The organism is Actibacterium mucosum KCTC 23349, assembly GCF_000647975.1.
Taxonomy (GTDB): domain Bacteria; phylum Pseudomonadota; class Alphaproteobacteria; order Rhodobacterales; family Rhodobacteraceae; genus Actibacterium; species Actibacterium mucosum.
In genome coordinates this window covers 1-23734 of sequence record NZ_JFKE01000006.1, presented here as the reverse complement: position 1 = coordinate 23734, position 23734 = coordinate 1, and the positions used below count along the sequence as shown (strand labels likewise).

Below are 23734 nucleotides of genomic sequence, written 5' to 3'. Positions count from 1 at the left end.
TCGTTATCAAAGTTGCGCATGCTGATTGCACCACTGCTGCTTTTCAGTTGCGTAACCAATGCTGCGATCCTGGTTAGTCCGATCTTCATGATGCAAGTGCTGGACAGGGTCGTTCCCAGCGGCAATCTGAACACGCTTCTTCTGTTGCTGGGGCTGGCCCTTGCCGCAATGACGCTGAACAGCTTTGTTGAAACCAACCGTGACCTGACCATCCAACGTGTTGCTCGCTGGGCAGAGGGGGCCTGTACGGGCCCCATATTGCGCTTGCCGCCGGCCAAGCAAAACGAAATGCTCCAGCATCTTTCCGCGATGCGCAATTTCCTGACTTCAGGCCATGCAGTGGCATTGTTGAACCTGTGCTGGCTGCCCATGTTTCTATTCGCGTTGGCCCTGATAAACGTGAACTATGTCCTGCTTGTAGTGGCGCTGCTGGCGGTCATTCTTTTGACCCAGGCCTCGCGCGACGGTTTGCTGCAAGTCGCTTGGCAAGAGGTTGGCGCGTTAAAGTCCACGGAAACGCGTTGGATCAAACTTCTTGAAACGCTTGGGTCAATCCGTCCCCCGGAACATGTCCGGACGAACCTGAACGAGCGTGTGATCCAAACGCAGGGCAATCGGCACGAAACCGAAGCGGTGGCTGAAACACGCCAACTGACCTTCAAAAGCGTTCTTTCCCTCATTCGTGTTTCGGCCCAGTTGCTGGCATTGTCGCTTGGGGCCTATCTGGTGTCCCAAGGGCGGTTGTCTGCAGGTGCGATGATCGCCGCATCCTTGATCACGGCGCGAGTGGTAACGTCGGCCGAGCAAGCGATCGAGGCCGTTAAAGCGTGGCCAGACGCAAAGCAGGCCTTGGGGGCCTTGCAAATGCTACCAGACGCGCACCCCGCCCAGACCGACGTTTCCTCGTTGTCCGGGAAGTTGAAAGTGGAAGGTTTGATCTATCCGCGGGGTGGCGGTGCGCCACCACGTCTGGATCGGATCAGCTTCGAGCTGGAGCCGGGGGCATGTCTTGCCATCATCGGCGATGCCGGAAGCGGAAAGTCCACCCTATTGAACGCACTTGCAGGACTGGACCCCGCACCGATTGGCGCTGTGACCCTGGACCAGACTGATGTCCGGCACATGGACGCGTTGATGCGCCACCGACATATTGGCTTGATGCAGCAGCTTGGCGGGTTGCTGCCCGGAACGGTGGCCGAGAACATTGCCGGTTTCAGCAGCAAAATTGACGATGCGGCGGTTGTTGCGGCCGCGAAGAAGGCAAAGGTGCACGGCATGGTTTCCGGCTTGCCCGAAGGGTATCAGACCGACATTGGCCAACATCCCCATCTTTTGACCGCCGGCCAGAAACAGCACGTGGCCCTTGCCGCTGCGTTCTACAGCCGGCCGCGGTATCTGCTTCTGGATGAACCCAACGCTTTGCTGGACAAAAACGGTGAACGCGCGATGTGCGAAGCGCTGGCCGCGATGAAAGACGAAGGTGTGACCGTCGTGATGGTTTTGCACCGTGCCGGTGTCATAGGTTTAGCGGACCACGTGCTGGTCATGCAGCGCGGCGCTGTCGCCGACTTTGGGCCACGCGCTCAAGTGCTGGGCCGCCAAAATGACGGGCGGCGGATTACGCGTATGCCTTTGCGGACAACGTCGTTGCAGGATCTTTCAGATTGGATCGCCGGGCAGTTCACAAGGGCCGATGATGCCGAGTTTGCATCAAAAGCCACAATGCTTGGGACCGAGATGTTCCTCGCCGCAAATCTTAACGGGCCGCAAGACCACCCGCGCGAGGTCGAGGTGCAATTCCGGTTCGTGAATGATACCTGTTGCGAATTGCAACTGGTCGAACAAGGGACCACGAATGCCGACAAGCTGTTGCGCCAGGTGAAAGTCGAGATCGAAAAGGGTCGTGCCGATTTTCAGCAGCTGGGCGAAAAGGCTGCGCCGTTGTTCCTGGCCCAGAAACTTGCAGAACAATTCGAGATTCGAAACGAAAACAACCTGGCACAGTTTTCGGCGAGGTTGCTAAGCGATGAGCCTGCACTTTCCAAAGGTCGGCCAAACTGATGCGTGACGATCTTCCCAAATCGATCACGGTCCCGCTCAGGCGCAGTGCCTTGGCACTGCTCCTGTTTTTGGCAGGTATCATAGCTTGGGCATTGTTTGCACCTTTGGCAACTTCGGTGCATGTCAGCGGGGTTCTGGTCTCTTCGCGGCCAAGCTATGCGATCCAACACCCGTTCGGTGGCTCTTTGGCCGAGGTTCCGATTGCCGCGCAGCAGAAGGTATCGTCCGGTGACACGCTGTTTCGGTTCGATGTGTCATCGCAAAAGGCAGCTCTTGCAGAAGTCGCGGGCCAGATTGCCACGCTGCAAGCCGAAGTGCAGGTGATCGAAAAAATGCGCACGGACCAGGCGAGCGTGGGCTCTGGTTCCATGGTGGGGCTGCGGTATGCGGCGCTTTGGGCTACCACCCACCGTCGGTCGGCCGTGTTGAGGGCCGAGGCGGAATCCGCCCGTCTGGAAGCCTCTGCAGGTGGAGTCGAAGCGGATTTGATCACCCAAAGGATAGACCTCCTGGAAACACGCATGTCCGCGCAACGGCAATTGTTGGAAAAAGGCCTTGCACGCGAGGCCGATGTCGAGCGTCTGACCGATCAAATACTGGAACTTTCCGCAGATTTGCAGCGCCGGGTGTCGAGTAACAACACCTTGCGCAGCCAGGCACAACAAGCGGATTTCCAAGCAGCAGGGGTCGAAACCGAGTTCGAAGCCCAGTTGTTGACCACATTGCAGCAAAACACATTGCGGATTTCGCAGTTGCGAACCGAAAAGAACCGGCTGGAGGCCGAAATCGGTGCGGCGGTTGTCCGTTCGCCGGTGGATGGCCACATCCACTCGTTGCAATTCGAAAGCGCTTATATGGTTGCCCCGCGCGGCCAGACACTAGCGATCATCGCGCAAACCCTGGACCGGCCCATGGTGCGTTTGACGATCCCGCCCAACAGTATCGACCAGGTGCAGGTCGGGATGAGCGGGCGGTTGACGATTTCCAGTTTGCCACAACGCGAAATGCCGCAACTCATGATCGAGATCGTTACGATTTCGCCACAGGCAGAGAAGGACGCAGAAGGGGCTGTTCGCGGTTACACTGCAACAGCGCGAATAACCGAAGACAGCCTTGCCGAAGCTGAACGGATGCTCACGTCGCGGTTTCGGCTTGTGACGGATATGCCGGTTTCTGCCACGCTTTCCGGCAGGCAACTTACGCTTGCCGAATACCTCATAAAACCGTTTCTTTCGGTTCTTGAGGCTGGATTTCAGGACTGAACAGCCGCTTCGATTTGGCCTGTTCGGCCAATCAGCCTTTCAGAAGTTCCGCCCGCAGGTTGGCCACCTCTTCCTGGATTGATCCGGCATGACGCGGGTGACCACACCGGTTGTACCAATAACGCGCGTTGCCGTCGTCGCCCTCGATCCGATGGACAACCGCGTGTATCCAGTCAAAAGCCTCCTGCCCCTCGAACTGTTGGCAAATCTCGTGGGCGGATGCCCATTCAGGGCCCATTTGAAACGCACCTTCTTCAAGATGATCCAACGCTGCTTTGATCTGATTTTCAGGCATCTTCTTCCTCCCCGGGAAAGGTGCAGGAACAGGTCTATGCCTGACCCGACGACCCGTCAACAGGCGCTAAGCGGTTGCTCCGGGAACCGTCAGATAACCAACGTCTGATACCGGTTGAACGGCCGAACCGTGCAGCGTCGACAGCAGTTTCTCAGCGGCCAGTTGCCCCAATCGTACGTGGCGGACTTTTACCGTTGTCAGCTTCTTTCTAAACACCGACAGCACGGGCAGGGCCCCCCACCCGACGATCCCGATGTCATCGGGAATGCGCAGGCCGTGCCCTTCGCAAAACTCGTAGCCACCAACGGCCATGTTGTCGTTTTGAAAGAAGATCGCCTGCACCCCGGGATGGGCGTTTAACAACTGCTCGGTCCCGTAATAGCCAGGATAAAAGTCCGGAACGTCGTTCAGGCAGTGATGGTCGCACACCTCTCCGCCGCCGTCCTGAACAGCTTTGGCAAACCCCTTCCACCGGGACTGTGCCGCGTTGGCCACGCCATGATCGGTTCCGACATAACCCAGTTTGCGATGCCCTTTCTCGATCAGGAATCGCCCCATTTGGTAGCCACTGTCGAAATGGTTCAGACCCACGCACATGTCCAAGGGGGACGAGTTCAGGTCCCACATCTCGACCACGGGGATCGCGGCGTTTTTCAGCATGGTAATGGCACGCGGCGAATGCACGCGGCCGGTCAAGATCAACCCGGCCGGTTGCCATGAAAGGATCTTTTCGATCCATTTCTCTTCTTCTTCTGGCAAATGCCGCGACAGACCCAGCACAGTTTGGTGGCCAAATGTCCCCAGCTTGTGATCGATGCCCTCCAGAATCTGGGCGAAAGCTTCGTTCCGCAAATCCGGTATCGAAACACCGATAAAGGGGGACGACTCACCTGCCGCAAAAGCCGTGGCCATGCGATTTGGTAAATAACCGAGCCTTTCAACCTCGGCCATAACCTTTTGCCGAGTCGATTCCGAGAATCCGCCCTGATCACGCAGCACGCGACTGGCCGTCATTTTCGAAACACCCGCGGCGCGGGCGACTTCAGCCAGGCTTATCTTTTTGTTATTGCTGCTTTTTTCTTTAGACATCGATTCTGAGTTATCGTTAACAAATTCTGATTGACATTCTATACCCTGATTTGGATAGTAAGACTACGTTACGGGTAACGCAATGGTTCGCTGGAGGAGCTTGCCGTGTTAAGTTACCCGTAAACTGGGAGGAAAGACGCGTGACCATAGTTTCGGCAGGTCTGTTTTTTGACAGCATCGAAAAGCATTTCGGTGGCACCTATGCGCTGCGCAATGTTTCGCTGGCGGTCGAGCGTGGCGAGATCCTGGCGCTGCTGGGCGAGAACGGCGCCGGCAAATCGACCTTGATCAAGGTGCTGGGCGGGATCCACAAACCCGATGGCGGGCGTGTGTTGATCGACGGGCAGCCGTATGAACATCGCCCCGGCGGGTTCGGCGCGCGGCAGTCGGTGGCCTTTATCCATCAGGATCTGGGCATGATCGAATGGATGACCGTGGCCGAAAACATCGCGCTGGCGCTTGGCTATGCGCGGCGGGGTGGTTTGATCAAATGGGGGTCAGTTGAGCAGCTGGCCAAGGAAGCACTGGACAAGGTTGGCTGCGAATTTGACCCAACCACCCGCATTCACGACCTGTCGCGGACCGAGAAATCGCTGGTGGCGATTGCCCGGGCGTTGGCGGTGGATTGCGATTTTCTGGTGCTGGACGAGCCAACAGCATCATTGCCTGCAGATGAGGTTGAGCGGCTGTTCCGAGCTTTGCGTCCTCTGAAAGAGCAGGGTGTGGGGATGATCTATGTCTCGCACCGTCTGGACGAAATCTTCCAAATCGCTGACCGGGTGGCGGTTCTGCGCGATGGGGCGCTGGTTGGCGTGCGCGCGATTGACCACACAACGCCTGAAGAACTGGTGCATATGATTGTTGGCCGCAAGACCAAGGAAGTGCGCAAACCCAACGCGGACAAAGGTCGCACCATCTTGTCGATGCGCGGCGTGATGGCCGGCCAAACCGGGCCGGTGGATGTGAAGGTGCAGGAAAACGAGATTGTCGGGCTGGTGGGGCTGCGTGGCGCCGGGCACGAGGATATCTCGCGCGCGTTGTTTGGCGTGATGCCTCATAGCGGGGTGATCGAACTGGACGGTGTGAACCCGGACCTGTCTACGCCCAAATCGGCGCTGCGTTCCGGCGTTGGGCTTGTGGCGCGTGACCGGACCGAGGAAAGCGTGGCGATGTCGCTGAGCATCCGCGAGAACACGTTTCTGAACCCCGAGACCGTGGGGCGCAAGCTGTTGTCGTTCATGTCGCCGGGGGCCGAGGCCGAAGCCGCGCGCAAGATTGGCGACGAAGTGGCACTGAGCCCCAACGACCCGGATCTGGCCATCGAGGCACTGTCGGGCGGAAACCAGCAAAAGGTGGTGATGGCCCGATGGCTGGCCACCAAGCGCAAACTGCTCTTGTGCGAAGATCCAACCGCCGGCGTGGATGTCGGCGCCAAGGCCGAGATCTATGCGTTGCTGAACAAGGCGCTGGCCGAGGGCGTGGGGATCATCGTGATCTCGACCGATTTCGAAGAGGTGGCGGCGATCTGCCACCGTGCCATCGTGTTCAGCCAGGGCCAGATCGTGGGCGAGCTGAGCGGACCCGAGTTGAGCACCGACAACCTTATCCAAACGGCTTCGGCCGGTAATTTCGCGGCGGAGTAGTACGAATATGCAATCCCTTGAATCCAACGCATTGGAACCCACCAAGGCCGAGCTGAAGGGTCTGACCCTGGGTCAGCGGCTGGCACGGTTCCTGCCGGTTTACGGATTGGTGATCCTGACCGTGCTGTTGATCATCCTGTTCTCGATCCTGCTGCCAAAGACCTTTCCGACGGTGTTGAACCTGCGGGCCATTATCTCGGACAAGGCGATCATTGCACTGTTGTCGCTGGGTGCGATGATCCCCATGGCGGCGGGCCGGATCGACCTGACGGTGGGGTACGGGATCGTGCTTTGGCACATCCTGGCAATCTCGTTGCAGACCTTGATGGGCGTGCCATGGCCGTTGGCCGTGATGATCGTGCTGGCGCTGGGCCTGTTCACCGGGTTCCTGAACGGCATGCTGGTCGAAGTGGCCCGGATTGACAGCTTTATCGCCACGCTGGGCACCGGCACGGTGCTTTATGCCATCGCCCTGTGGCACACCGGCGGCCGACAGATGGTTGGCGTGTTGCCCGAAGGGTTTTACGCCATCAATGGCACGTTTGTTCTGGGCCTGCCGATCACCGGGTTTTACGTGGCCGCGATCACCATCGCGATGTGGCTGATCCTGGAATACACGCCCGTTGGCCGGTACCTGTATGCCATCGGCGCCAACCAGCGCGCCGCGCAACTGAATGGTATTCCCACCCGCAATTACGTGATCGGCGCGTTCATGAGCTCGGGCTTTCTGACGGCGCTGGCCGGTGTGATCCTGGCCTCGAAGCTGCGGATCGGGCAGGCCAGCGTGGGGCTGGAGTTCCTGCTGCCGGCGCTGGTGGGGGCGTTCCTGGGGTCAACAACCATCAAACCGGGCCGTGTGAACGTGTTCGGCACCATTATCGGGGTCGCCATCCTGGCAGTTGGGATCTCGGGCATTCAGCAATTCGGCGGCTCGTTCTGGGTCGAACCGATGTTCAACGGCGTCACCTTGCTGATCGCGATTGGTATCGCGGGATACGCGCAGCGTCGCAAGGGAGCCAAATCCTAATAAAGGCATAAAGGGAGGAGACTTATGCTGAAACGGACATTTTTGAACGCGCTTATGGCCAGTACCATTCTGGCGGGCGCGACCGGAGGAGCCTTGGCTGAAACGCCCTTCGACGGACCCACCAGCGGCCCTGCAGCGGCCGAAGGCAAGTCCATCGTGGTGCTGGCCGGCGATCTGAAAAATGGCGGTATCCTGGGGGTGACCTCGGGTGTCGAGGAAGCCGCCGAGACCATCGGCTGGGACGTGCGGGTGCTGGATGGCGCCGGGTCGATCCAAGGCCGCACCGCGGCCATCGGCCAAGCGCTGGCGCTGCAGCCCGACGGGATCATCATCAACGGTTTTGACGCCGTGGAACAGCAGGCCGCGCTGGAAGGCGTGGTAGGGGCCGATATCCCCATGGTTGCCTGGCATTCGGGCCCCAAGATCGGCTGTGACGCACCGGGCGGCATTTTCGCCAATGTCTCGACCGACGCGATGACCGTGTCGGAAGTGGCGGCGAAATGGGCGATCGAGGATGCAGGTGAGGGCGTGGGCGCCGTCATCTTCACCGACTCGACCTATCAGATCGCCATCGACAAGGCCGACCGCATCAAGGACACCATCGAAGCGATGGGCGGCACGGTTCTGGAATATGTCGACACGCCGATTGCCGACACCTCGACCCGCATGGGGCCGCTGACAACCAGCCTGCTGCAGAAATACGGCGATGACTGGACGCATGCGCTGGCCATCAATGACCTGTATTTCGACTTTATGGGTCCCGCGCTGGCCGCTGCCGGCATCAAAAGCGCCGACGGCCCGCAGGCCGGCTCGGCCGGGGATGGGTCCGAGGCTGCGTTTCAGCGCATCCGCACCGGCGCCTATCAGACCATCACCGTGGCCGAGCCGCTGAACCTGCAGGGCTGGCAACTGGTTGACGAGCTGAACCGCGCCATTCAGGGCGAGGCCTGCTCGGGCTATATCACCTCTCCGGCGTTGGTGACGCAGGACGGGTTGTCCAAGATCGAAGGCAATCAGTTCGATCCCGACAGCCCCTATCGCGAAAGCTACGCGGCAATCTGGGGCAAGTAAGGCCCCATCTCCCAGAGTGGCCGCCCTTGTGTTCGGGCGGCCACCACCAAACGAAACGCGCATTCTCTGATCCGCCGGGCCTTTTCCGGCGGCATGGCGGAGCTTTGCGATCTATTGGAGGACGGCAAAGTGACCGACGCCCCCCTTGTGTCCATGAGGAACATTACCAAGCGCTTTGGCGGCGTTACGGCCTTGTCGGATGTGAACCTCGATGCGTATCCCGGTGAAGTGCTGGCCATTGTCGGCGACAACGGCGCCGGCAAATCGACGCTGATCAAGATCCTGACCGGGGTCTATCAGCCCACCGAGGGCACGATGAGCATCGATGGCAAGCCGCTGGTGCTGAACAGCCATTCCGACGCCATCGCCGAAGGCATTGATGCGGTCTACCAGACGCTGGCGCTGGCCGATCACCTCGATCCCGCTGCCAATATGTTTCTGGGCAACGAGCTGACCACCAAATTTGCCGGCATCACCGTGCTGGACAACAAGCGCATGCGGGCCGAGACCGAACGCGTGTTGATGGAACGCCTGGGCGTGCGGCTGAAATCGCTGGATGCCGCCACTGAGAGCCTGTCGGGCGGCCAGCGCCAGGCCGTCGCCATCGCCCGCGCCGTGTACCACGAAGGGCTGCGCGTGCTGGTGATGGACGAACCCACCGCCGCGCTGGGCCCGCAGGAAACCGCCCGCACGCTGAACCTGATTGAAACGTTGAAGGAACAGGGGCTGGCCGTGATCCTGATCAGCCACTCGCTGGATGACGTGTTTCAGGTTTCGGACCGGGTGCATGTGCAACGCCGCGGCCGCTGTGCCGGCGTGGTCAAAACCGCCGACAGCACCCAGCAGGAAGTGCTGGGCATGATCGTTGGCGCCGAAGAAGCGGCGTGAGGATAGGACAATGACAACTGCATCAACCAATATCGAACCCAAGACGCTGCAGGACCGGATGGAGCCTTACCTGGCCATCATCGGCCCGATGGTGATGATCCTTGCGATCCTGCTGTTTATGGGAGTGGCCGAACCGGCGCGCTATTTCCGCCTGTCGAACCTGAACCTGATCCTGCTGGACGCGGCGCTTTACATGCCGATGGCCATGGCCATGACATTCGTCATCACCCAGCGCGGTATCGACCTGTCGATCGGCTCTATCGCCGCGTTGTCGGGGATCCTGATGGCGTTTCTGATCAAGCAATACGCCTTTCCGGCCTGGGTGGCGCTGCCGATTGCCATCATGCTGGGCGCGACCATGGGCCTGATCAACGGGCTGGTGATCACCAAGTTCAAAGTGCCTGATCTGATCGGCACGCTGGCGATGGACCTTGTGTATCGTGGCCTGGCGCTGGTGATTGCCAAGGGTCTGGTGCTGGCGCGCTTTCCCGACCTGATTACCGATGTGGGCCGCGGCAAGATCCCCGGCTTTATCCCGATCCCGGTTGTGATCGGCATCGCCACGATGATTGGCGGGTACTGGCTGCTGAAAAAGACTTATTTCGGCCGCTACACCATCGCCATCGGTTCCAGCCCGGAATCCTCCGAGATGACCGGTATCGCGGTGAACCGCCACAAGATCTATGCCTATGTTCTGATGGGGGCCGCGGCGGCGCTGGCTGGCGTGATGCTGACCGGCAAACTGAACGCCATTCAGGCCACCTCGGCACCTTACTTCAACCTGCATGTGATCGCTGCGGTGGTTGTGGGCGGCACGTCGCTTTTTGGTGGCCGCGCCTCGATGCTGGGCTCGTTTGCCGGTGTGCTGCTGCTGTCGATGATGATCAACGCGCTGGTGACCTTGCGGATCGAGTTCTTTTGGCAATCCGTCGCCTCGGGCGTGGTGATCGTCAGCTCGGTGGCGCTTTACACCTGGATGCAAAAGAAAGACCGCGACGGCGCGCGGGGGCTGTTTGCCGGCCTGACGACGCCCGAGGGGCAGAAATTGCTGCGCCTTAGTGCAGTGGTAATCGGTGTGCTGATTGCCTTGTTGGCGGTGGGTGCATTGTTGGCCGGGGACCCCGTGCCAAGCGGTTAAACCGCAAAATCCGGAGCGGTGAGGCAGGCGTGCAGGCCCGCCTCACCATGGCTCCACACAATCTTCAAGAGGGAGGAACCACGATGAAGAAATTAACTGCAAGCCTGATGGCCACAAGCGTTTTGTTTGCCGGCGCCGCATGGGCCGATGGCCACGCCACGCTGCCGCTGAAGGAACTGCCCGGTATCGCGGATCGCGATTATTGGGTGCCCGGCGAGGTGAATGCCGAGGGCAAGCTGGAAGCCCTGCAAGAGGTTGTCGGCGCTGCCGCCGTGCAATACTCGGGCAGCCAGGATGGCCCCATCCAGATCGCGCTGATCTACCCGTCTGCCGATACCTCGGACTTCTGGGCGCGCAACTATCTGGCGCTGACCAAGCGTCTGGACGAGCTGGGTATTCAATTCGAAACCACCGAGTTCGCCAGTCGCCAGATCGAGCACTCGCTGCAATCGACCTATGCCAACCAGGTGGAACAGGATGCCGACCTGTATGACTATGTCATCTTCGGCCCCTCGGAACTGGCGATCCAGGCGGACAATATCGACAAGCTGTCGGCCAATGACGGGTTTGCGACCTATGTCTGGGCGTTCCACACGCCGCTGAAGGACCTGACGAACCAGCCTGATGCATGGTTCGATTTCTCGTCGGCTGCCGGCGCGCTGACCATGTGTGACTATATGCTGGGTCGTCTGGGCAATGACGTTGTGATGTCGATGAACCGCGGTATTCCGGGTATCACCGACAATCAGCGTTCGGGCGACTTCAAGGCCTGTGTCGAGGAAAAAGGCAACTGGACAACCGAGTACGAGCATTACGGCGAGTATCAGCGCGAAGGTGGCTTTGAAGGCACCACGCTGATCATGCAGGCTTATCCGGACAGCAAGGTCATCCACAACGCCAACACCGCCATGGCCATGGGTTCGGTCGAGGCGCAGGTGGCCCTGGGCAAAGAGAAGGACATCTTCTCGACCGGTTGGGGCGGCACCGGCCTTGAGCTGGACGCCATCCGCCGGGGCGAGCTGGACGCGACCCCCATGCGCATGGGTGACGACGTTGGCGCCGCCACGGCCGAGGCGATCCGGGCTGATCTGGAAGGTCGCGCGGACGAGCTGCCGCTGGTGTTTTTGGGCCGGATCACCGTTGCCCACGACCAGATGAGCGCGGATGAGCTGGACGCACTTGAAGTGGAGGCATTCCGCTTCTCGGGTGTTGGCGCGCTGAAACGCTAAGCCAATCGATCCCGGCCCCAACTGCGGGCCGGGATTACTTTGCCGCTGTAGACCGCGACACTTTCAACGTGGGGCGGATACGCATGATCGAAGGCGCCCCGTCTTGCGGAGAATCCCCTCGCAAAATTTCCGCCAGCAAGGCCCCAGTCCGAGCCCCGATATCGTAGGCATGGGCGTCGATGGTAGTCAGGGTTGGCACCGAGATTTCCGCCAGATCAAATGCACCAAATCCGGCAATCATCATCTCACCAGGTACATCAATGCCACGTCGCTGACACTCGGTCAGAACGCCAAATGCGGCAAGGTCGGACACGCACAAAACGGCGTCCGGTTGTGTGTCGCCGTCAAGGAGTTCGGCCATCGCGCGCGCGCCTTCGCGCATTGAAACCGGAGGGGCACCAAGTGAAACAAGCCGGTACTCCAACCCCAACGCCCGCGCTTTGGATACAAAGCCTTTTCGACGATCGGCACCGCGCGTATCACCATTGTCGTCACCGCCAATAAACGCCAGTCTTCGTGCGCCAGAGGCATGCAAATGCTCGACCAACTGCGCCATGGCATCGGCATTGGAGAACCCCACTGTGTGGCCCACCGGGTCTTCTGGCAGGTCCCATGTTTCCACCACTGGTATGCTTGCGTTCAGCAGCAGGCGACGTGCCCGATCGGTGTGCCGCCCGCCGGTGACCACCATCGCCTCGGGTCGGCGACGCAGCAGCTGTTCAATCAGCCGCTCTTCGTTTTCGACGTTGTAGTCGGTGTAACCCAACAGCAGTTGCAGGCCCTTGTCGCGCATTGCCTCGTTCAGCCCACGTACGGTGTCGGCAAAGTTGGCGTTGTTCAGTGACGGGATGGTTGCGGCGACAAAACCGGATTTCTGCGAGCGCAGGTTCGAAGCGGTGCTGTCAAAGACATAACCCATCTCTTCGGCGATCTTCAGGATCTTTTCGCGCGTTTTCTTTCCAACTGACGCATCGGCCTTAAACGCTCGTGACACGGTCATCGGAGAAACGCCCGCCGCTTTGGCGATATCGGACATTTTGGGGGCGTTTGCCATGGTCGTCTCGGAGTTTGTTACCGGTAACCATAACTATCTGGTCAAACTGTCGCCTATTGCAAGCGCGTTGTTGCGCCCTGAAGCAATTCGACCGGCAATTGTACCGTCCGGTCCGGGGACAATCCCTTGATTCGGGCCAGCAAGTTGCGTGCACCGGTCACGCCGATTTGGCGCCGCGGGGTTTGAATTGTGGTCAGAGCGACGGGCAGCGCAGTTGTCAGGTCCAGCGCATTAAACCCCACAATGCCAATATCACCGGGTACGTCCAGACCAGCCGCTTGCGCCGCCATCATCCCGCCAAAAGCCAGGTGGTCGTTCAGAAAGAACAGCACGTCAGGTCGCGGGTCACGGTCCAACAATCGCCGCACACCTTCGGCTCCTGCGGCATAGCTGTTTGGATCGTCTACTCGCTCGGCGGGCAGATGGGTGTCAAAAGCCGTGCGTAATCCTTCGACCCGTTTCTCTGCCCGAAGGTCGATCCCGCGTGGAGCGCCAACAAAAGCAGGGCGTTTGTAGCCAAGTTTGCGGGCATAGTTCCCTGCAACCAGCCCTGCATTTCGGTGGTCCAGACCGACGCAAAGATCAATCGGGTCAGCGGTGACATCCCAAATTTCCAACGTTGGAATCTCTGCCTGGCGAAGGGTATCGCGAAGTTCTGGGTGATGATGCACCCCGGTCAGAACCATCGCTGCGGGGCGCCAGGACAGCACACGCTGCACCCAATCCAGCTCGACATCCAGATCATAATTGGTGGTGTCCAGAACCGTGGCGAACCCGGCATTGGTGATCGTATTGCGCATTCCGGCCAGCATTCCGGCGAAGACATCGTTGTAAAGAGTGGGCAGAGAAATCCCGACAAGGTCTGATGCTTCGGCTACCAAAGACCGCGCGTTGAGGTTTGGAGAATAGTTCAACCGTTTGGCCACGCGCAGAATCTCGGCGCGTTTTTTGTCCGAAACGCCCTCGATCCCGCGGATCGCGCGGGACACAGTCATCATGCTGACGCCGGCTGCGGCGGCTACTTCCCTTAATCCGGCTCGGTCAGAGTTGCGTTTGCTCAACGAATACCTCTTTGTTTTCAAACATGAATCTCGCACTCCTACGTTAACGTTAACGTAGTTTTCGCGCCATACCCATTTATTCCGGCGCCGCTTTTTGTTTTGGTATCGATAACAAGGCGGCCTGAAACTCGAGGGGGGAAACGTGCCTAAGATTGTGTTTGACCAGGTGTCAAAAAGCTATGGTTCTGTGCAGGTTCTGCAGCCGCTGGATCTGGAATTGAACGACAGCGAGTTCACCGTTCTGGTTGGCCCCTCTGGCTGCGGCAAATCGACGACATTGCGCATGCTGGCCGGGCTGGAAACCATCACTTCCGGTGAGATCTATTTCGACGGGAAACCCATCGGCCATCTGGAACCCAAGCAGCGCGACATCGCGATGGTGTTCCAGGATTACGCGCTGTATCCGCATATGAACATCGCGCAGAACATGTCCTTTGCGCTGCGCCTGGCCAAGGTCGACAAATCCGAGATCGACACGCGGGTGAAGCGTGTGGCGACGATGCTGCATATCGACCACCTGCTGGGCCGCAAACCGGCCGAGCTGTCGGGTGGTCAGCGGCAGCGGGTGGCGATGGGCCGCGCCATGGTGCGCGACGCCGGCACCTTCCTGTTCGACGAACCGCTGTCGAACCTCGACGCCAAGCTGCGCGCCAAGATGCGGACCGAGCTGGCCGAGATGCGCAACCAGATCGACAAGAACATGGTCTACGTGACCCACGACCAGGTCGAGGCGATGACGCTGGGCGACCGGATCGTGGTGATGAGCGACGGGGTGATTCAGCAACAAGGCACCCCCGAAGAGCTGTACAAGACTCCGCGCAACCGTTTCGTGGCCGGTTTCATCGGCAGCCCGACCATGAACTTCATGGATGGCGAGCTGACAGAGCAGGAGGGGGCTCTGTGGGTGCGCGGCGACGGGTACCTGTTGCCCGTCGCCGCCGAAGCAGCCGCCCGGCTGGCCTCGCACGGCACGCGCGAGGTAGCGATTGGCCTGCGGCCGTCGTCGATCACCAACGTGATCAATGGCGGCGCGCCGGTCGAGTTGCAGATTGTGGTGTCCGAATATCTGGGCGCGCAATCGGTGCTGGCAACGCGGTGCGGCAGCAACGAGTTGCTGGTCGAGGTCGCCAGCGCCGTGCCGATCCAGCACGGCACCACCCAGACCTTCGAAGTGAATACCGAAGAGATGATGATTTTCGACCGCGAGACGGGGCTGCGCCTTTGATCGCGAACTGAGTTAGCAGCAGGGAGGATAAAATGCTGTCATTTACCAAAGGCCTGGCCACCGCCGGGATTGCACTTGCCGCATCGATGGGGGCCGCAGTTGCGAGCCCGTACGATGAATATGCCGGTGAAACCCTGGTCGTGAATTTCCCGGCCCACCCGCATTACAACGCCGTGATGAAAATCCTGCCGGAATTCACCAAGGAAACCGGCATCGAGGTTGAGGTGGATCAGCTGCCTTACCTGAAAATGCGCGAGCGCCAGACGCTGGAACTGGCACAGGACGAGGGTGACTATGACCTGATCGCCTATGTGGTGTTCTCGAAGGCTGACTATGTCTATGCCGATCAGCTGGAAAACCTGGCCAAGTACTTCATGAACCCCAAACTGGCCGATCCGGCCTTTGACTCGGCTGACCTGATCGACGGTTACGTCAAGAACATCGGTTTTGCCGGGGGCGACAAGGGTTACCTGGACGGGGCCACCGGCTCGCTTTACGGTCTGCCCTATGGCTCGGAAACCTCGGTTCTGGGTTACCGCAAGGACATCTTCGAAAAGCACGGTCTCGAAGTTCCCACCACCTATGACGAGATGCTGGAACTGGCCTGCAAAATCCCCGAGCTGGAGCCCGGCATGGGCGGTCTGTCGTCGCGCGCGGCATCCGGCCACCATGCAGCACACGCGTTCCTTCTGCACCTGAACCCGCTGGGCGGCGCAATCTTTGACGACCAGTGGAACCCGGTGGTGAACAATGCCGAAGGTGTCGCCGCAGCGGAAGCTCTGAAGAAGATCGTTGAATGCGGCCCCGAAGGCGCGGCCAGCTTTGGCTTTGGCGAAGCTCTGGGCTCGTTCCTGAACGGTGACACTGCGATGTTCCTGGACACTACGGTTGTGTCGGGTCAGATCGACGATCCGTCCAAAAGCCAGGTTGTTGGCAAAGTCGGCTGGGCCATGCACCCGATGGGCGTAAAACGCGCCAGCCAAACCGGTGGTTTCGGCATCGGTATTCCGAAGAACGCCGAAAACAAGGAAGCGGCCTTCCTGCTGATGCAGTGGCTGACCTCCAAGCACGGTGACAAGCTGGTCGCGCTGGCCGGTGGTAACCCCTCGCGCTTCTCGACCCACGCCGACGCAGACGTGAACGCCAAGTTCCCGCACATGGCCACCTTCGGCGAGGCCCTGCAGTACGCCGATCCTGACTGGCGCCCGATCATCCCCGTCTGGGGCAAGATCAACGCCGATCTGGGCACCACGCTGTCGAAGGTCCTGACCGAGGATCTGGACGTGCAAACCGCGCTTGACGGCGTGGCTGAGCGCACCAAGGCGGTGATGGAAGAGGCCGGCTACTACACCTGGCAGTAATCTCCCAGCGGGGGGCGGGCGGGCCATTGTGCCCGGCCGTCCCCCATATCGTAACCCCCGACATCACGGACATCCGATGAAACTCGCTCGTGCAAATCGATTGACCCCTTATGTCTTCATGGCGCCCGCCGCCGTGATCATGGTCATCGCCCTGCTTTATCCGCTTGGATACATGGTCTACGGCAGCTTCCGCGCCTGGGATCCCAGCCAGAACATCTCTGAAACCGAATTTGTCGGGCTGAAGAATTACATCACCCTGTGGTTTGATCCCAGCTTTCGCGAAAGCCTTGGCGTCACCCTGAAATTCGCCATCAGCGTTGTCGCGGTCGAGATGGTGCTGGGCGTCGGATTGGCGCTGCTGCTGGACCGCAACATTCGCGGCATGTCGATCCTGCGGACGCTGTTCATCCTGCCGATGATGATCGCCCCGGTTGTTGTGGGTCTGATGTGGCGCTACATGTACCACCCCACCGTGGGCACGTTTAACCGGTTCCTGAAATCCATCGGGCTGGACGGTGTCGACTGGCTGGGCCAGCACGCGCTGCTATCCGTTATCATTGCCGATATCTGGCAATGGACCCCGTTCATTTTCATCCTGACCCTGGCCGCGCTGCAATCGCTGCCGCAATCGGCGCTTGAGGCCGCCAAGATCGATGGCGCCGGCGGATGGCAACAGATCTGGCACATCAAGCTGCCGCTGATGATGCCGGTGCTGATCGTCACCTGCCTGCTGCGCCTGATCGATGCGTTCAAAGTGCTCGAGGTGATCCTGGTGATGACCGAAGGCGGGCCGGGCCTGTCGACCGAAATCCTGGCGCTGCGCATCTCGCGCACGGCCACCGAATTCCGCGAACTGGGCGTCGCCGCCGCCATGTCGAACTATCTGCTGATGCTTCTGCTGCTGCTGACGGTTGCCATGTTCGCCTTCAACAAGATCCAAACCGCCCGCGCCGCCCGTCTGCGCGCCGCCGTGCAAGAGGAAGACTGAGATGTCGGACAAGACCTATGACAAGCAACATCCGGCCTTTTTCGCCCTTCTGGCCGCGCTGATCTTCATGGCCGTGGGCCCGATCGTGCTGATGTTCGTGAACTCGTTCAAACTGGACGTGGACATCATCTCGGGCACTGGCGGGCTGCTGTTCCTGCCGACGATCCAGAACTATGAAACCGCGCTGTGCGACGTGTTGTGGTACGAGCTGGATCACATGGATTTCTGTTCGCTGAAATTCGGCGGGGCCTTTGCCAACTCGCTGGTGATCGCCCTTGTCTCGACCTTCCTGACGCTGGTTCTGGGCTGCATGGCGGCTTATGCGCTGGTCCGGTTCAAGTTCATGGGCCGCGACACGGCCTCTCTGACCACCCTGATGGTGCGCATGGTGCCACCTGCGGTCTTGCTGGTGCCGGTATTTGGTCTGTGGAACAACGAGTTCTGCATCGGCAAGACCACCATGGTGGGCGAGCTGATCCGTGACATGTTTGGCGGGCGCGGCGATATCTGTCTGGCGGGCACACATTCCGGCATCATCCTGATCTATGTGGCGATGAACCTGCCCTTCGTGATCTGGATTTTGCAAAGCTTCATCGTGCAGGTGCCGCATTCGCTGGAAGAGGCTGCGCGCATGGATGGCGCCAACCCGTTTCAGATCTTTTTCCTGGTGGTGCTGCCGATCATTAAGCCCGGTCTTGCGGCGGCGGCGATCTTTACCTTCCGTATCGCGTGGAACGAATACCTGCTGGCCTCGGCCCTATCGGACAGGGACACCAAGACGGTACCCATCCTGATCGTGAACAACATGTCCGAGTTCAACGTAGAATGGGGCGTGATCATGGCCACCGGCATGCTGCTGGCGATCCCGCCGATCATCTTTACCCTGCTGGCCAGCCGTCAGATCATCACCGGCATGACCGCCGGTGCGGTGAAAGGGTGACGAGCCGTGTTGGAATGGCTGCTGTCTCCGGTTGACCCGACGCGCGGGCACGAGGTGGGTGTATTCCTTTCATGGCACGCGCGGATGATGGTGGTGGCCTGGGCTTTCCTTGTGCCCACCGGCATCCTGGCGGCACGGTTCTTCAAAATCTGGCCCGGCCAGGACTGGCCGCGCCAGCTGGACAACCGCAACTGGTGGGTCATCCACCGAAGTGTGCAATACGCGGCAGCGGTCGTTATGGTTGTGGGGCTGGGGCTGGTTCTTTTGGCGCCCCCATCTGATGTTGTGCTGCCCGGCCCGCACGCGCTGATGGGGTGGACGGTGCTGGCGCTGGCGGCCCTGCAGATCGCTGGGGGCATTCTGCGCGGCTCCAAGGGCGGGCCAACCGAACCCGCGCCCGATGGCTCGCTGCGCGGTGACCATTTCGACATGACCCCGCGGCGCCTGGCCTTTGAATATATTCACAAAACCATGGGTTATCTGGCCTTTCTGCTGTCCGTCGCGACGGTCCTGTCGGGCCTATGGCAGGCCAATGGGCCGGTCTGGATGTGGATCGTTCTTTGCGGTTGGTGGGTCTGCCTGATGCTGGCCTTTGTGCTGTTGCAAAAGCGGGGCAGGGCGATTGACACCTATCAGGCGATCTGGGGCAATGACCCCGACCTGCCGGGCAATCAGCGCCGCCCCATTGGCTGGATGATCCAGATCCCCAAAGACTGAACCAAGAGCAGTGCATTAAAAAGCCGGCCACCGAAGTATCGGGGCCGGCTTTTTGTTGTTTTCAAGCGCGGGTCAGGCGGCGAATTCGTTCAGCTGCGTGACATGGTGGTGGATGCGCCCGTCAAAGAACTCGGCCACGATCTGGCCGGTCACTTCCTTGGACTGGTGGCGGGCCGGGCTGTCCAGCGCGCCTTCCATCGTGGCCAGATCGGGATAGGTCACCGCCAGGATCAGCGGGAACTCGGGCGCGCCGGCGTCGCGGTCATCGCTGAACATGACGCGTACGTCGCGATTGCCGGTGAACTGCTTCCACAGCGGCACCAGCCGGTCCAGCACGGCGGCGCGGAATGCCTCGGTCTGGCCGTCTTTGATTGTGCCTTCGAACAGGGCGAAACGGGTGATCATTCGAAATGCTCCATATTGGGTCCCTTGAAAAACTCCATCACCGCGGCCTGATCCTCGCCGCCCAGCCCGGCGGCGGTTAGCATGCGGTGGATCTCGGCGCAGGCGGCGGTCAGCGGCATGGCCGTGTTGGTCAGACGCGCCAGATCCTGCGCGCCGTTCAGGTCTTTGACCATGTTGTCGATCCGGCCGGTGCGGCGGTAATCGCGCGTGGCGAAACGCGGCATGTATTCCTGCAACAGCGCGCTGTCGGCGCGCCCGCCTTTCAGCGCCTGCGGGATCTTTTCGGCATCCACCCCGGCATCCAGCGCCAGCTGCGTCGCCTCGGCCACCGCAATGAACCCCAGGCCGCACAGCACCTGATTTATCAGCTTGGTGGTCTGCCCGGCGCCCGACGGGCCCATATGGGTGTAATTGGACGAGACGTATTTCAGCACGTTATGGGCCGCATCCACGTCCTCGGCCGCACCGCCGGCCATCAGCGTCAGCTCGCCGATCAGCGCCTTGGGCGCGCCGCCCGACAGCGGGCTGTCAACCCAGCGCAGGCCCTTCTCGGCGGCCTTTGTTGCCAGCGACTTGGTGGCCTCCGGGTCGATCGACGACATGTCGATGATCACGGTGCCGGGCTTGGCGCCCTCGGCCGCGCCTCCGGTGCCAAACACCGCGATCTCGACGATCCTGGGCGAATTGAGGCTGGTGATCACATAGTCGCTGACCGCTGCAGCCTCGGCGGCCGAGACGGCCGCTTTCGCGCCTTTGTCGACCAGTTCCTGAACCTTGTCCTTGTCCAGATCGAATACGATCAGATTGTTGCCGGTTTCAGCAAGGCGGGTGCCAATGGCCCCGCCCATCGCGCCGGCGCCGATCAGGGCGACATTCTCGGTCATTTGGGTTCCTCCTGAATACGGGTGACCACCGTGTCGACAAGCGTGTTGAACGGTTGGTCGATGTCAAAAATGTGGGCGTTTTCGTCTGCGCCAGGGCGTTCCAGCGTGGCCAATTGACTGTCCAGCAACGAGGCAGGCATGAAATGCCCCGGACGAGACGTCATCCGGCCCAGAAGCACCTCTCGGCTGCCGTCCAGAAACAGAAATTGCACCGGTCCGGCCGCCGTGGTGCGAATGATGTGGCGATAAGCACGTTTCAGCGACGAACAGCCGATAATCGTGGTTTCGTCGGCCTGTTTCAGCGTCGCGCCGACCTTGACCAGCCACGGGGCGCGGTCGTGATCGTTCAGCGGCTGACCGCTGGCCATTTTGTCAATGTTCGACTGCGGATGCAGATCGTCACCATCAATGAAACTGGCACCGATCCGCGCGGCAACCGCCGCGCCAACCGAGGACTTCCCACAGCCCGAAACGCCCATCACAACGTAATGCATCACAGGCAGGCCGTGATACCGCCATCCACAAACAGCGTGTGGCCGTTTACAAAGCTGGAGGCGTCCGAGGACAGGAACACCGCCGCCCCTACCAGTTCGTCAACCTTGCCCCAGCGCCCCGCCGGGGTGCGGTTCTCCAGCCAGGCCGAGAATTCGGGGTTATTGACCAGCGCTGCGTTTAGCGGCGTGTCGAAATAGCCCGGCGCGATGGCGTTACAGTTCAGCCCCGACCCGGCCCAGTCGGTGGCCATCCCCTTGGTCAGGTTCGCCACCGCGCCTTTGGTGGCGGTGTAGGGGGCAATGCCCGGACGGGCCAAAGCAGTTTGCACGCTGGCAATGTTGATGATCCGACCGGCCCCACGCGCGATCATGTGTTTCGCACAAGCCTGACCCACGTTGAACACGGTCGAGATATTGGTGCGGAGCAGTTGTTCAAACTTGTCGGCCGGGAATTCGTGCAGTGGGGTGCGATGCTGCATGCCGGCATTGTTGATCAGGATGTCGATCGCATTGTCCGCCTCGAACCCGTCTATCGAGGCGGCAACGGCGGCGTTGTCTGTGGCATCGAATGCAAGCTCGTACACCGTGGCGTCTTCTGCGCGCAGGGTTGCCGCCGCATCCGACAGCTTGGTGGTGTCGCGCCCGTTCAGAACAATCGCGGCCCCGGCCTGCGCCAGACCCCGCGCCAATGCAAAGCCGATTCCCTGCGACGATCCGGTGATCAGGGCGGTCTTGCCGCTCAGATCGAACATGGCGGTGCCAGTGGCCATAACGTGATTCCTTTTTTTGACTCGACAAGTGATGTTTTCTGGATTTATGTTATCGATAACAACAAAAGTCAACATGAGATTCGAACATGACACAGATCGATATCCTGCAGGTGGGGCCATACCCCGAATGGGACCAGGTTCCTTTGGACCAGGCCTTTACGATGCATCGCTATTTCGAAGCGGAAGATAAGGCCGCGTTCATGGCCGAGATCGGTCCGAAAGTGCGCGGAATCGCCACCCGCGGCGAATTGGGCGCAGATCGTGCAATGATCGAGGCTTGCCCAAACCTCGAGGTCATCTCGGTCTATGGGGTTGGCTTTGATGCGGTTGATCTTGAAGCCTGTGGCGAGCGCAACATTCGCGTGACCAACACACCTGATGTTCTGACCAAAGACGTGGCCGATTTGGGTGTTGCGATGATGTTGTGCCAGTCGCGCGGAATGATTGGGGCCGAGGCCTGGGTGCGCGACGGCAGTTGGGTTCGTGAGGGGCTCTATCCCCTGAAACGCCGCGTGCACGAGGCGCGTGCCGGTGTGCTGGGCCTTGGTCGTATCGGGTACGAGGTCGCCAAGCGGCTTTCCGGGTTCGACATGGACATCGCTTATTCGGATATCGGTGCCAAGGACTATGTCCCGGAATGGGAATTCGTTGCTGATCCGGTTGAACTCGCCAAACGGTCCGACTTTCTCTTCGTGACCCTGGCCGCGTCGGCGGACACGCGCCATATTGTGAACCGCGAAGTGATCGAGGCGCTTGGTCCGGAAGGCATGGTGATCAACATCTCGCGCGCCTCGAATATCGACGAAGAAGCGTTGCTGGACGCCTTGGAAAACGGCGCAGTTGGCTCTGCCGCGCTGGATGTGTTCGAGGGGGAACCCGATCTGAACCCCCGTTTTTTGAAACTTAACAACGTTTTGCTGCAACCCCACCATGCCTCGGGCACCGTAGAAACGCGGCAAGCCATGGGCCGTTTGGTGCGGGAAAACCTGCAGGCGCATTTCGAAGGTCAACCTCTGTTGACCCCGGTTCTGTGAGGACTACATGAAAGCCATCGTCATACACGCCGCCAAGGACCTGCGTATCGAAGATCGCGACGTCCCTGAACCACGCGAAGGCCAGGTGCAAATCACCATGGCTGCCGGCGGAATTTGCGGTTCGGATCTGCATTACTACAACCATGGTGGCTTTGGTGCCGTCCGGCTGAAAGAGCCGATGATCCTGGGGCACGAGGTTGCCGGGCATATCACCAAGCTGGGTGATGGGGTGACCGGCCTGCACGAGGGCCAGTTGGTTGCCGTGTCTCCGTCGCGCCCGTGCGGTACCTGCGTTCATTGCCGCGAGGCGAAGTACAACCAGTGTCTCAATATGCGGTTCTATGGTTCGGCGATGCCGTTTCCGCATATCCAGGGAGCATTCCGGCAGGTTATGGTGGCAGATGCGAGCCAATGCGCGCCCGCCGACGGGTTGACACCCGGCGAAGCCGCGATGGCCGAGCCGCTGGCGGTTTGCCTTCACGCCACAAAAGGGGCGGGTGACCTGCTGGGCAAGCGCGTTCTCGTCACCGGCTGCGGCCCGATTGGTCTGCTGTGTATTCTGGCGGCACGTCGATCCGGCGCGGCCGAGATCGTTGCCACGGATCTTTCCGACTATACCCTAAGGCTCGCCGCACAAAATGGTGCCGACGTCACGGTGAATGTTGGCGAAGCGCCCGAACAACTGGCGACCTATGAAAAGGACAAAGGTTATTTCGACGTCATGTTCGAATGTACCGGCGTTGCGCAGGCATTGGCCGGTGGCGTTCAGGCGTTGCGCCCCGGCGGCATCATCATGCAACTGGGCCTCGGCGGGGACATGACGCTGCCTGTTCAGGCCATGACGGCGAAGGAGCTTCAGTTGCGAGGTTCTTTCCGTTTTCACGAAGAGTTCTTCACCGGTGTCGAACTGATGCAGAAGGGTCTGATCAATACCAAGCCGTTGATCACGCAGACGGTTGGTCTGGATGAGGCCGAGGTTGGCTTCAAAGTCTCATCGGATCGCAGCAAGTCGATGAAGGTTCAGATCGCGTTCTGAACGCAGGGGGCCCGCCAAATTGTCGGGTCTTTTTATTCGAGCATTTCGGCTTTGATTGCTTT

Annotated in this window: 23 protein-coding genes; 15 read left to right on the top strand and 8 right to left on the bottom strand. The window is 60.1% G+C overall.

The window, feature by feature from the left end:
- Positions 1 to 18: 18 nt before the first annotated feature.
- Both ACMU_RS14065 and ACMU_RS14060 read left to right on the top strand, forming a co-directional pair.
- The gene (locus tag ACMU_RS14065; RefSeq protein WP_161635686.1) at positions 19 to 2061 is read left to right on the top strand and encodes an ATP-binding cassette domain-containing protein; all 2043 of its coding nucleotides are present in this window, start codon (positions 19 to 21) and stop codon (positions 2059 to 2061) included.
- A complete protein-coding gene (locus tag ACMU_RS14060) occupies positions 2061 to 3323 on the top strand; it encodes an HlyD family efflux transporter periplasmic adaptor subunit (protein ID WP_035260751.1) in 1263 nt (420 codons plus the stop codon). The genes ACMU_RS14065 and ACMU_RS14060 overlap by 1 nt, the downstream gene beginning before the upstream one ends.
- A gap of 31 nt (positions 3324 to 3354) precedes the next feature.
- Here the strand turns inward: ACMU_RS14060 and ACMU_RS14055 are convergent, their stop codons facing one another.
- Together ACMU_RS14055 and ACMU_RS14050 are read right to left on the bottom strand one after the other, a co-directional pair.
- Positions 3355 to 3618 (bottom strand): hypothetical protein, encoded by a 264-nt coding sequence (locus ACMU_RS14055; RefSeq protein WP_035260748.1) that lies wholly within the window; start codon positions 3616 to 3618, stop codon positions 3355 to 3357.
- Between the two features lie 66 nt (positions 3619 to 3684).
- Positions 3685 to 4707, bottom strand: coding sequence for a LacI family DNA-binding transcriptional regulator (locus tag ACMU_RS14050; protein WP_035260744.1), 1023 nt, complete (start codon positions 4705 to 4707; stop codon positions 3685 to 3687).
- A 140-nt stretch (positions 4708 to 4847) separates the two neighbouring features.
- Here ACMU_RS14050 and ACMU_RS14045 point away from each other — a divergent pair, with 140 nt between their 5' ends.
- From ACMU_RS14045 to ACMU_RS14020, 6 genes are all read left to right on the top strand, one after another.
- Positions 4848 to 6350, top strand: coding sequence for a sugar ABC transporter ATP-binding protein (locus ACMU_RS14045; protein WP_201769894.1), 1503 nt, complete (start codon positions 4848 to 4850; stop codon positions 6348 to 6350).
- Positions 6351 to 6357: 7 nt separating this feature from the next.
- The gene (locus ACMU_RS14040) at positions 6358 to 7377 is read left to right on the top strand and encodes an ABC transporter permease (protein WP_035260743.1); all 1020 of its coding nucleotides are present in this window, start codon (positions 6358 to 6360) and stop codon (positions 7375 to 7377) included.
- Positions 7378 to 7431: 54 nt separating this feature from the next.
- The gene (locus ACMU_RS14035) at positions 7432 to 8448 is read left to right on the top strand and encodes a substrate-binding domain-containing protein (protein WP_236626269.1); all 1017 of its coding nucleotides are present in this window, start codon (positions 7432 to 7434) and stop codon (positions 8446 to 8448) included.
- Between the two features lie 153 nt (positions 8449 to 8601).
- Complete coding sequence (locus ACMU_RS14030; RefSeq protein WP_081805545.1) at positions 8602 to 9336, top strand: ATP-binding cassette domain-containing protein; 735 nt, start codon at positions 8602 to 8604, stop codon at positions 9334 to 9336.
- Positions 9337 to 9346: 10 nt separating this feature from the next.
- Positions 9347 to 10474: an ABC transporter permease gene (locus ACMU_RS14025; protein WP_035260739.1), complete on the top strand. Its 1128-nt coding sequence runs from the start codon at positions 9347 to 9349 to the stop codon at positions 10472 to 10474.
- Positions 10475 to 10557: 83 nt separating this feature from the next.
- Positions 10558 to 11703 carry a substrate-binding domain-containing protein gene (locus ACMU_RS14020; protein ID WP_201769893.1) on the top strand — a complete coding sequence of 382 codons (1146 nt, stop codon included), beginning with the start codon at positions 10558 to 10560 and terminating at the stop codon, positions 11701 to 11703.
- 34 nt (positions 11704 to 11737) lie between these two features.
- Here ACMU_RS14020 and ACMU_RS14015 read toward each other — a convergent pair whose 3' ends face one another.
- Together ACMU_RS14015 and ACMU_RS14010 are read right to left on the bottom strand one after the other, a co-directional pair.
- Positions 11738 to 12757, bottom strand: a complete 1020-nt coding sequence (locus ACMU_RS14015) for a substrate-binding domain-containing protein (protein WP_035260738.1) — start codon at positions 12755 to 12757, stop codon at positions 11738 to 11740.
- A 53-nt stretch (positions 12758 to 12810) separates the two neighbouring features.
- A complete protein-coding gene (locus ACMU_RS14010; RefSeq protein WP_268870875.1) occupies positions 12811 to 13854 on the bottom strand; it encodes a LacI family DNA-binding transcriptional regulator in 1044 nt (347 codons plus the stop codon).
- Between the two features lie 106 nt (positions 13855 to 13960).
- Here ACMU_RS14010 and ACMU_RS14005 point away from each other — a divergent pair, with 106 nt between their 5' ends.
- The 5 genes from ACMU_RS14005 (at position 13961) to ACMU_RS13985 (ending at position 19049) form a co-directional block, all read left to right on the top strand.
- Positions 13961 to 15043, top strand: a complete 1083-nt coding sequence (locus ACMU_RS14005) for an ABC transporter ATP-binding protein (protein ID WP_035260733.1) — start codon at positions 13961 to 13963, stop codon at positions 15041 to 15043.
- Positions 15044 to 15075: 32 nt separating this feature from the next.
- Complete coding sequence (locus ACMU_RS14000) at positions 15076 to 16404, top strand: extracellular solute-binding protein (RefSeq protein WP_035260731.1); 1329 nt, start codon at positions 15076 to 15078, stop codon at positions 16402 to 16404.
- A gap of 118 nt (positions 16405 to 16522) precedes the next feature.
- Positions 16523 to 17392, top strand: a complete 870-nt coding sequence (locus tag ACMU_RS13995) for a carbohydrate ABC transporter permease (protein ID WP_236626268.1) — start codon at positions 16523 to 16525, stop codon at positions 17390 to 17392.
- Position 17393: 1 nt separating this feature from the next.
- Positions 17394 to 18332 (top strand): carbohydrate ABC transporter permease, encoded by a 939-nt coding sequence (locus ACMU_RS13990; RefSeq protein WP_035260727.1) that lies wholly within the window; start codon positions 17394 to 17396, stop codon positions 18330 to 18332.
- A gap of 6 nt (positions 18333 to 18338) precedes the next feature.
- The gene (locus ACMU_RS13985; RefSeq protein WP_035260725.1) at positions 18339 to 19049 is read left to right on the top strand and encodes a cytochrome b561 domain-containing protein; all 711 of its coding nucleotides are present in this window, start codon (positions 18339 to 18341) and stop codon (positions 19047 to 19049) included.
- A gap of 72 nt (positions 19050 to 19121) precedes the next feature.
- Here the strand turns inward: ACMU_RS13985 and ACMU_RS13980 are convergent, their stop codons facing one another.
- The 4 genes from ACMU_RS13980 to ACMU_RS13965 are packed head-to-tail and all read right to left on the bottom strand — an operon-like array spanning position 19122 to position 21602.
- Positions 19122 to 19454 carry a hypothetical protein gene (locus tag ACMU_RS13980; RefSeq protein ID WP_035260724.1) on the bottom strand — a complete coding sequence of 111 codons (333 nt, stop codon included), beginning with the start codon at positions 19452 to 19454 and terminating at the stop codon, positions 19122 to 19124.
- Positions 19451 to 20338, bottom strand: a complete 888-nt coding sequence (locus tag ACMU_RS13975; RefSeq protein WP_035260723.1) for an NAD(P)-dependent oxidoreductase — start codon at positions 20336 to 20338, stop codon at positions 19451 to 19453. The genes ACMU_RS13980 and ACMU_RS13975 overlap by 4 nt, the downstream gene beginning before the upstream one ends.
- The gene (locus ACMU_RS13970; protein WP_035260720.1) at positions 20335 to 20832 is read right to left on the bottom strand and encodes a gluconokinase; all 498 of its coding nucleotides are present in this window, start codon (positions 20830 to 20832) and stop codon (positions 20335 to 20337) included. The genes ACMU_RS13975 and ACMU_RS13970 overlap by 4 nt, the downstream gene beginning before the upstream one ends.
- Positions 20832 to 21602 (bottom strand): SDR family oxidoreductase, encoded by a 771-nt coding sequence (locus ACMU_RS13965; protein WP_035260718.1) that lies wholly within the window; start codon positions 21600 to 21602, stop codon positions 20832 to 20834. Before ACMU_RS13965 ends, ACMU_RS13970 begins: the two co-directional genes overlap by 1 nt.
- Before the next feature lie 86 nt (positions 21603 to 21688).
- Here ACMU_RS13965 and ACMU_RS13960 point away from each other — a divergent pair, with 86 nt between their 5' ends.
- Together ACMU_RS13960 and ACMU_RS13955 are read left to right on the top strand one after the other, a co-directional pair.
- Entirely contained in the window at positions 21689 to 22636 is a 948-nt protein-coding gene (locus ACMU_RS13960; RefSeq protein ID WP_035260717.1) for a 2-hydroxyacid dehydrogenase, read from the top strand.
- 7 nt (positions 22637 to 22643) lie between these two features.
- Positions 22644 to 23672 (top strand): L-idonate 5-dehydrogenase, encoded by a 1029-nt coding sequence (locus ACMU_RS13955; protein WP_035260715.1) that lies wholly within the window; start codon positions 22644 to 22646, stop codon positions 23670 to 23672.
- Positions 23673 to 23734 lie beyond the last annotated feature (62 nt).

Excerpts from the sequence above, each read along its gene's own strand:
- ACMU_RS14065 (WP_161635686.1), top strand. The coding sequence starts at position 19 with ATGCTGATTGCACCACTGCTGCTTTTCAGTTGCGTAACCAATGCTGCG.
- ACMU_RS14060 (WP_035260751.1), top strand. The coding sequence starts at position 2,061 with ATGCGTGACGATCTTCCCAAATCGATCACGGTCCCGCTCAGGCGCAGT.
- ACMU_RS14055 (WP_035260748.1), bottom strand. The coding sequence starts at position 3,618 with ATGCCTGAAAATCAGATCAAAGCAGCGTTGGATCATCTTGAAGAAGGT.
- ACMU_RS14050 (WP_035260744.1), bottom strand. The coding sequence starts at position 4,707 with ATGTCTAAAGAAAAAAGCAGCAATAACAAAAAGATAAGCCTGGCTGAA.
- ACMU_RS14040 (WP_035260743.1), top strand. The coding sequence starts at position 6,358 with ATGCAATCCCTTGAATCCAACGCATTGGAACCCACCAAGGCCGAGCTG.
- ACMU_RS14035 (WP_236626269.1), top strand. The coding sequence starts at position 7,432 with ATGGCCAGTACCATTCTGGCGGGCGCGACCGGAGGAGCCTTGGCTGAA.
- ACMU_RS14030 (WP_081805545.1), top strand. The coding sequence starts at position 8,602 with ATGAGGAACATTACCAAGCGCTTTGGCGGCGTTACGGCCTTGTCGGAT.
- ACMU_RS14025 (WP_035260739.1), top strand. The coding sequence starts at position 9,347 with ATGACAACTGCATCAACCAATATCGAACCCAAGACGCTGCAGGACCGG.
- ACMU_RS14020 (WP_201769893.1), top strand. The coding sequence starts at position 10,558 with ATGAAGAAATTAACTGCAAGCCTGATGGCCACAAGCGTTTTGTTTGCC.
- ACMU_RS14015 (WP_035260738.1), bottom strand. The coding sequence starts at position 12,757 with ATGGCAAACGCCCCCAAAATGTCCGATATCGCCAAAGCGGCGGGCGTT.
- ACMU_RS14000 (WP_035260731.1), top strand. The coding sequence starts at position 15,076 with ATGCTGTCATTTACCAAAGGCCTGGCCACCGCCGGGATTGCACTTGCC.
- ACMU_RS13995 (WP_236626268.1), top strand. The coding sequence starts at position 16,523 with ATGGCGCCCGCCGCCGTGATCATGGTCATCGCCCTGCTTTATCCGCTT.
- ACMU_RS13990 (WP_035260727.1), top strand. The coding sequence starts at position 17,394 with ATGTCGGACAAGACCTATGACAAGCAACATCCGGCCTTTTTCGCCCTT.
- ACMU_RS13980 (WP_035260724.1), bottom strand. The coding sequence starts at position 19,454 with ATGATCACCCGTTTCGCCCTGTTCGAAGGCACAATCAAAGACGGCCAG.
- ACMU_RS13975 (WP_035260723.1), bottom strand. The coding sequence starts at position 20,338 with ATGACCGAGAATGTCGCCCTGATCGGCGCCGGCGCGATGGGCGGGGCC.
- ACMU_RS13970 (WP_035260720.1), bottom strand. The coding sequence starts at position 20,832 with ATGCATTACGTTGTGATGGGCGTTTCGGGCTGTGGGAAGTCCTCGGTT.
- ACMU_RS13965 (WP_035260718.1), bottom strand. The coding sequence starts at position 21,602 with ATGGCCACTGGCACCGCCATGTTCGATCTGAGCGGCAAGACCGCCCTG.
- ACMU_RS13960 (WP_035260717.1), top strand. The coding sequence starts at position 21,689 with ATGACACAGATCGATATCCTGCAGGTGGGGCCATACCCCGAATGGGAC.
- ACMU_RS13955 (WP_035260715.1), top strand. The coding sequence starts at position 22,644 with ATGAAAGCCATCGTCATACACGCCGCCAAGGACCTGCGTATCGAAGAT.